Here is a 7,880-nt window from a genome sequence, read left to right as displayed (position 1 = left end):
GACCTTTCAGTTTATCGCCCATGTACTCTTGAGCTTTCTCCGCATTTCTGGCAGGCGGACTCAATGTTGGGTAGGATACCAAATCGGACAATATGGTTAGAATTTCTTCTTCTCTTTCATCCACTTCTTCCCATAACCGAACTAAATTGTTATTCATAATACTTGCTCCTTTCCAAAATAAAATAGCCCACCCCTTCACGCGAAGGAGCGAGCTATTATTATTGGATATAGATAATAGAAAGAAAGATTTCACTCGCTTCACTTCCCTCCGCTAGTATGATCTAGATCAGGTTATAAGGGTCAAAGCTCCAAGCTTCTCTCAGCCAATTCATGGCTCCCCCAGTGAAGTATTCTTATTAAGTTGTTATCCGGAATTGAACATAGTGAACGGGTAATAGATACCGCAGTCTCATAATAGCACTCTTTAGACAAAAAATACCACTTCATAGAAAAGAAAAGTGGCACGTCCCATTATACTAGCAAGTTGAAATTAGTTGTTAATCGTAAATGCGCACTTTCACTTTCCTCCACTGGTTTTTTTAGCCAGGTCAGTTTCAAAAAGTTCCAAAGTTATACTTTGATCTCAGCCTTTAAGGAAAGGCTCCCCTAGTGATTTCACCTATAAAATTTTGTATTGATTTAATTTATACCATACATTATTTTTATTTATTCGTCTATACTGTTATCTGACTTTTTACAATTTGTTTACATGAAGATGAAAGTTCTATTTATTAGTTCTTTAACTCATCTGGGATCTGTATCCTTTACATACTACAAAACGGGCCTCTTATCACTTGTTACGCAAATTCAATAAAATATTCCTTTTTTTACAATTGTATGAAAAATACTTCTTTTCTAAATTTTGGTATGCTATATTAATATCCAAGTCAAACATGGAGGTGAGCAGATGAAATTACAAGTACGTAAAGCTGATGGGAAGCACCATTCATCTATCAGTCAAAAGTGATTGACCTTCCCTATTTAGTTATGTCCTTCCCCTACAGTAGTATTACGTATCTATTTTCATTTACACTTTTTCTATTATGTGTGATTATTCACATTTTTGTTGATTTTACGTATCCCCAAAGAAAGTAGCAGGATGCCGGATTATATTGGAACGGATTTTATTAGAACTAGACGCTTTAACAATAAACAATAAAAGATTTCAGACTAGGGCGCTGAAACCTTAAAAATAATCCGTCTACAATTATTACTTGGTCTTTGACTTCGTGCACTGTGAAAATGGACTTTTTTTATTATCGTAACCCTTCATATAAAGGGTTATACTTATTATATACAATTAACACGGTAATTGAAATTATATAAAACAAAAACCTGTCACAGCTATTCTGTATATAAGTTTTCAACACTGCTACTTTCACAGATTTACGTTCCGAAACCAATTTATGAGAAGCAGTCTTCTCCTTCTATTCGCAGTGAGGCGAAAAGAGGATGGATCTACATTTTTCAAAGAAACTAAACATTTTTTGTGCTAACGGGCGCGATAGTGCAATGCTGTCATTGCTCTTTTTCCAGTAAAAGAGAATTGCTCAATAAGATTGATATTTCATTAGGGAAGGGGGAAGTCAAATTGTTAGAAATAAGAACTATTAATAAAGAGGATGTTGGGAGAGTATCGAATTTTATATCACGTATTAATATTAATGAAGAATCACATATTGGGTATTGCGGGACAGATAAAGACGAAATTGCTAACTCTATGATAAACGATATTTCAGATGTTAAATATTTTGATAGCTTTGTTGCAGCATATGAAGATAATAACTTAGTAGGTGTATTGGGATTTGATGCTGAACTTGAAGACAGTAGTGCAGAAATATGGGGTCCATTTATTGTTCCAAATAAGTGGGATATTGTTTTTGATATGTGGAAGAAAATGACTGAATTGCTTCCAGATGAGATAAATTCAATGGAGATGTTTCCGAATGGGAAAAATATTCGAGTGTGCGAATTAGCAAAAAAACTATCATTTAAAAAGTATAGTGAGGAAACAATATTGATTTTTCAGCGTAATAATTGCCCTGAGTTAGAGAGTGTTTCCATTGATGAATTAACCCCAGAGTATTGCTTAGATATGCAGCAGCTTCATGATGAAGCATTTCCTGACACATATTATAGTGCTCAACAAATTACTAAACGTTTAGATGAGAATAAAAAAGTCTTTATAATTACCAAGGAAGGTATTTTTTGTGGTTATATTTATGTTGAGGCAGAACCAGAGTTTCGTGAAGGAAATATAGAATTTTTTGCTGTTGAAAAGTCTGAAAGAGGTAATGGAATTGGGGGGCAATTACTAACTGGTGCCTTAAAATGGTTAATTACAATTAAGGACATTGAATCTATTAGACTCTGTGTTAACTCCAGCAATGGCAGTGCAGTCAACTTATATAAGAAGGTTGGCTTTCAACATCTACATGATTTGTCTGTATTCACAAAAAATTTAAGGAAATAGTAGTTAGTAATTGAAGCATGAAACTCATAAAAAATATTACACTTACACTAACTGAGTATTTCCCAAACCAAACAATATGTGCTGACTCACAATCAAGACAACGATAGCCATCCGTATTCTTACATTCTGAGATTTCTTCCAGAACCGTTCCTGTTGACGATGACGCAGTAAGAGCATCTATTAGATACTCTTGCAAACTATGTTTTTTGCTGCATTAAGTTTTTGAATAGTAAGACATCAGTTTCTCTCAATGTCATCACCAACTCGCTATTTGAACTCATCTACTTGGTTGTGAAAATCTTACGGAAGGAAATCTTAAAGTGAATGAATAGATAGAAAAATACATTTATCATCGTTACTTACGAGGATTAGTGAAAATGACCCCGGCCCAATACCGAAGTCGTTTACTATCAACTGAAAAGCCCCATTTATTGAACTGTCCATTTTATAGGGTAAGGTGCAGCACTGTCTAATGCCCCTTTATTTTATTCTCCTTCTTCCACTTCGCCCCCTGAATACTGCAATGGCAGCGACTCCCGTATGCCTGGATCAACTGAATCAATCGAACCATCAGCAAGGGCTTTTATTGCCGACATCATTGCCACTTTCCCTTGTCCAAATAGGTATCCACTGCTTTTCTATCCTAGAATAGAATCCGTATTTGGGGATCCGACAAACCGCGGTTTTCAAATAGCAGGGTTGGAATGTCGTAACGAGTTGCCTGGTTGTGCCGTGCATTAGAGGTTAGCGTATCCCCCACATGATATTTTGCCATGGTACTCCATAGAATCATCTCCTTAAACATCCCTTTTATTGATATTCTTTACCAGAATAAATTATTCCTTCGATTAATTAACTAAATTGCCCTATAATTGCTTAAAGCCCAAGAAAATTGGACTGTGGAAACTGGCCATTGTTATGCAATTCTTGCGCTCGTTTCTTGAATTGTTCTTGATATTTATAAAAACTATGTAAAAACCACATTCTCATTTCTCAAATCAGTAAGTTAAGAAAGTCGAACTTGAGTACGTGCGTCGGCAACCTGCATTTCCGCCTTTATCACCCGAAGATTTTCAACCGAAATCGCCTCCCCAGTATCCCCGTATTCTACAATACCGGCTGCCTAACTGTTCCATTCCTTATACAGAAATCAATAGCATTCTTAAGGGCAGGCGATGTTGCATGATTATACTCTAGCGAGAAGAAAAAACCATCCACGTTTAACTTTTTACTCCCGAGAAAATTGTCTAAAGGCGTATTCTTTTTTGATTGCTTTTGGCTTTTGGTTCATTCCATTCAAAAGTGTAATACATTCTCTCATGTTTCATTTGTTACCTGAAAGTGTGAATGGTCGGATAAATAAACTTCCCACTCTTATAATGCAGATAAGACAACATGAAAACAGCTGATTCGCTTCCCCATAATCCTTTTCAGCTTGGTGTTTTCCCCTTTTTTATTCAGATGAGTTACTACCAAATACCTGTTGTTAATTTGAGATAAATTGAAAAGCTTATTTTCTGGCTTACGGGAGATGCCGAGGCAGTATTGTCAATATAGACAAAGCATCCGTTTAGTGGGATTACTCTAATGAAATTTTTAACACAAGAAGTTCAGATGTATCACTCCTGGATTCGTTATCTCATTTTTCAATAAATCACTAATATTCCTCAAGTCCATGGTCACATATAGCTAGCTTCTTTTCATAATATAAAAAAGAGGTGATGAACATTGGGAAATAAACATTTACGATGGGCAGAGACTCCTTACGCCGGAGAAAAGGAACCGCCTACCGATCCCGTTACCCCCTCGGCAGGGATGTGGCCAACCTTTTTTATACAGAAAAATAAGGAGGGAAATTATCTTGATCCAAATGGTCACAAAATAGAACTACCTATTACCTCTCCTAACCAAATTGATTTCGATAAAGAGTTAATCACGGTACAACGTACTCTCGAAAACCTTACTCCTGACCAGAAAAAAATTGGTATCTATTATGGTACTGGTGTTCCTACCAAACAGTGGACACCGGTCATTGATCGCTTAGTTGATACCTATGGGGTTAGCCCAACATATGCAGCAAGAATATTAGCTGTCGTGCAGGCAGCCATCAATGACACGATGATTATCGTATGGGATTTGAAATATCGATGGGATGTCGCAAGACCAGACCAATATGATCAAACGCTGAAAACCCTGTTGTGCACACCACGTTTTCCTGCTTACCCATCAGGACATGCCACCATGTCAGGATGCACACAAGTAGTTCTCAGTTATTTTTTCCCTCGGGAAGCAACCAAACTCAAAAAAATAGCTGAGGATAATGCACTCAGCCGTTTGTATGCCGGAGTTCATTTTCCAGCTGATAATGAGGAAGGTCTTCGATTAGGAAGACATATTGGATCCATTATCATTCATCATCTGGAGACACAAAGTAGGAACGGTAGCCCTCCTATTGATCGTCCATTTAGAGATTTTAATAATGCGAAAATTTTCCCAGACCAATATCAACAATTCATCCCCTTTCCATTTCCTAACACATGTACATCCCTTCTCATGGGTATGGAAGAAATCGACACGGGAAATGTTCGAACAAAGAAAGGTTGCTTTAGTATCAACTTATTAAGCTCAAACGACAATGATATGGATAGGTTGCCAATAGTTCTTCAAAACAAAAAAGGTGAATATTTGCTGGCCACAGGAGCTATTGGCCAAAAGGATTGTTTCCAGACTGTCTTTTTCTGTATAGAGAAAATCGATGAAGGAAACGGGTGTGTTTCCTTATCCCTGTTACGCCCCAACAGAGAGTTTGCTTTTGAAAAGTGCAAGGTGGATCCCACTTCCATCGTTGATGAGCTCATTCATACAAGGTACTGCATCACGGTAGATCTTGATTGCTTCTGTGCCATTCAATGCCTCGATCCTCAGCTCGTTAACAGCAATAGGGGTAGGGCTTAAAACAAGAATTTCGATTTTTAACTTAAGGGTTTTTGTTAAATAGGTAAGCACGGAGGGAAGAAAACTCGAAAAATAAAAATCGGAGTAGAAATTCTACTCCGAAATCTATTTGGGGATCACTTCATATTATTAACATCCGACTAACAGGAGGTGTTTTTTTATTCATTGTTCATTTTTTCAATAATATGAGAGTGGTCAGCTTCAATTCTTAGATTATCGCCATTTTCAACGATTGCCTCTTTGTTGCTTGTGTCTTTGGTGAGCTGGCGGAAAATTCGCTGCTTGTGGACTTTTTCATCTGCACCTCGAAGCGGCCTCGGCTGTGCTTCAAACACTCGGTATGGCTTCAAGTCAAGCGTAGCTGTACCATTTTCCTGCAGACTGTAGGCAGCAATGAGGCTGTCTCTTGTTCTCGTCCAGCCCTGGTCAAAGATGAAGTTTCCAAGGGAATACATAATAAACGTATCATCATAAACATCCACTGATTGAAGTACGTGCGGGTGATGGCCGACAACGATATCCGCTCCAGCATCGGCAATTGCTTTGGCGAGTCCTTCCTGACGAGAGGTCGGTGAACTGTCGTATTCCTGACCGGCGTGCAGATGAACGATGACAAGATCAGCATTTGCTTCAGCATGGGCGATTGCCGGAATAAATACACTGGGATCTGATGTCATAATTCCTGGATCAGTTGGACTGCCCGATTCCATTTCAGCATAGGTAATATCGTTAATGCCAAGTGTTGCAACTTCTAGACCACCATAAGAATTTACTTCGTAACCATCTTCAGCAGAATCAGGGTTAAATTCTGTGTCACTAGCACCTATGGGTAGTACCGAAGACTTATCAAACGCCTGCAAAGTTTCTGAAAGTCCCAGCTGACCATAATCCATCATATGATTATTGGCAAGGTTGACGGTGGAAAAACCAGCTGCCTCCACCGCTTTAATTGCTTCAGATTTCGCAGAAAGATGAATAATTTTATCGGCTTCTTCCGCTTCTGAATCTTCATCATTAACAGGATGTTCAAAATTTCCCGTTGTATAGTCAGCCGTCTGCAGTACCGGCAGAGCGTATTGAAAAAGCTGTTCGGTCCCGATCTGTTTGGAAACCTCTTCAACGTGCCGCCCCATCATCATATCACCGACCATGGCAGCAGAAAATATTTCCTCGTCTGAATGCTCCGCAGGCTCACTGGCTGCTTCCGGGTCGGACCAACGTATGATAGTGATTAGCAGCACACACACTGCAAGAGCAATAATTGCATGACGAAATCCTTTTTTCTTTTCCTGTTTCGTATATGCAAGAATTTTGTCTTTTCTGTTTAAATACCGCTTCCCCATTTGTGAATGCTCCTAAATTAAATAATATAAAGTAATTATAATAAACGTCGCTGCGGTCAATACCAGTGTACTTGAAACCGTCGGGATAATCCCCTGTTTTTGCATCGTGTTAGCGATCAAGCCGGGTACAATTACACCCAATCCTCTGAATTCGTATAATTCAAAGGGGAGTATGGGGTAAAAGTAATCAAATACTAACTTTAACACAATCCCGGTACACAGCATGGCTGCAAATTTCCTTCGTCCGTACAGCACCATAAATTTCGTAAGACCAAATGTTACAATCAAATATGTAATCAAGCTGATGAGAAATATCGTCAGCAGAAACACCGGCTGGTCAAATACGAGCGCAAGATAGCCCGGGACGATTAAGCCCGCGGGCAGGATTCCAGTTTTTTCTGCATAGATTAAACTAAGAACTACCCCTATAACTAAAGCGATATACAAATCCGTACCAAACAATTAAATTGCCTCCTCACCGACACTGCAATGTTTTACTTGCGGCGAGTGTTGAAGTGTTTCTAAAAATGCTTCTCCTGCGCCGTGAATATTACCGATACCAAACAAAGTCGTACCATGGGATTCGGCCCGTACTCTGTCCAGAACTATATCTGCACTTTTACCTTCAAGATTAATGAGCTTATCATATGGAAGCTCACCTGATTCGTAAGCTTTTAGGATTGGATGAACATTTTGGCCAATCACTATTAATTTAGTACCTCCGAGCTCTGGAAGAACTTTTTCACAAAAATCTTTCGTTCTGTCTATCCGGTCTTCCCGGCAATTGATAACCACTCCTTTGTCCTCTTTAATGAAGGAAGTGGACTGGAGGTGATCCCAGATAGCGAGAGTAGACGTCGTATCATTAGCGGCAAATCCGTTAATAAAGAAGGAAGTCTTTTTGCTTAAGTCAGTAAATGGTGTCACTCTGAGAGCTCCCGGATCCGGGTTGGCATTCAGCATCCCTCTTAGAGCAGTCTCGCGACTGATATTTAATGCTTCCGCAACAGCCAGGGCAATTGCTGCATTTTCTTTGAAAATAGTATAATCAAATTTTTGTATAAACTCATGGGAGATTTTGCTGTTGTCTGCAAATACAATCTTTGTAT

General features: G+C 38.8%; 4 protein-coding genes, 2 pseudogenes and 1 riboswitch. Of the genes and pseudogenes, 2 read left to right on the top strand and 4 right to left on the bottom strand.

Features of this window, described 5'->3' with window-relative positions; translation table 11 throughout:
- Positions 1-246 precede the first annotated feature (246 nt).
- A riboswitch (TPP riboswitch) is annotated at positions 247-351 on the bottom strand.
- Positions 352-1,591: 1,240 nt separating this feature from the next.
- Entirely contained in the window at positions 1,592-2,473 is an 882-nt protein-coding gene (locus ACE4RR_RS21235; RefSeq protein WP_375537434.1) for a GNAT family N-acetyltransferase, read from the top strand.
- Between the two features lie 43 nt (positions 2,474-2,516).
- Here ACE4RR_RS21235 and ACE4RR_RS21230 read toward each other — a convergent pair.
- A pseudogene (locus ACE4RR_RS21230) lies at positions 2,517-2,701 on the bottom strand (IS1595 family transposase); the annotation flags it as partial.
- Positions 2,702-4,201: 1,500 nt separating this feature from the next.
- Between ACE4RR_RS21230 and ACE4RR_RS21225 the strand changes: the two are divergent.
- A complete protein-coding gene (locus tag ACE4RR_RS21225; RefSeq protein ID WP_375537433.1) occupies positions 4,202-5,428 on the top strand; it encodes a CotY/CotZ family spore coat protein in 1,227 nt (408 codons plus the stop codon).
- A 158-nt stretch (positions 5,429-5,586) separates the two neighbouring features.
- On the opposite strand, the gene ACE4RR_RS21220 is transcribed toward ACE4RR_RS21225, so the two are convergent.
- The 3 genes and pseudogenes from ACE4RR_RS21220 to ACE4RR_RS21210 all read right to left on the bottom strand — a co-directional run.
- Positions 5,587-6,771 (bottom strand): CapA family protein, encoded by a 1,185-nt coding sequence (locus ACE4RR_RS21220; protein WP_375537432.1) that lies wholly within the window; start codon positions 6,769-6,771, stop codon positions 5,587-5,589.
- A 12-nt stretch (positions 6,772-6,783) separates the two neighbouring features.
- The gene (gene pgsC / locus ACE4RR_RS21215) at positions 6,784-7,233 is read right to left on the bottom strand and encodes a poly-gamma-glutamate biosynthesis protein PgsC (protein ID WP_375537431.1); all 450 of its coding nucleotides are present in this window, start codon (positions 7,231-7,233) and stop codon (positions 6,784-6,786) included.
- Positions 7,234-7,880: pseudogene (locus tag ACE4RR_RS21210) on the bottom strand (poly-gamma-glutamate synthase PgsB); the annotation flags it as partial. It abuts the gene before it with no gap.

The organism is Alteribacillus sp. HJP-4, assembly GCF_042139015.1.
Taxonomy (GTDB): Bacteria; Bacillota; Bacilli; order Bacillales; family Marinococcaceae; genus JBHIKY01.
The sequence above is the reverse complement of the archived record's forward strand: the minus strand, read 5'-3'. Positions and strand labels throughout refer to the sequence as shown.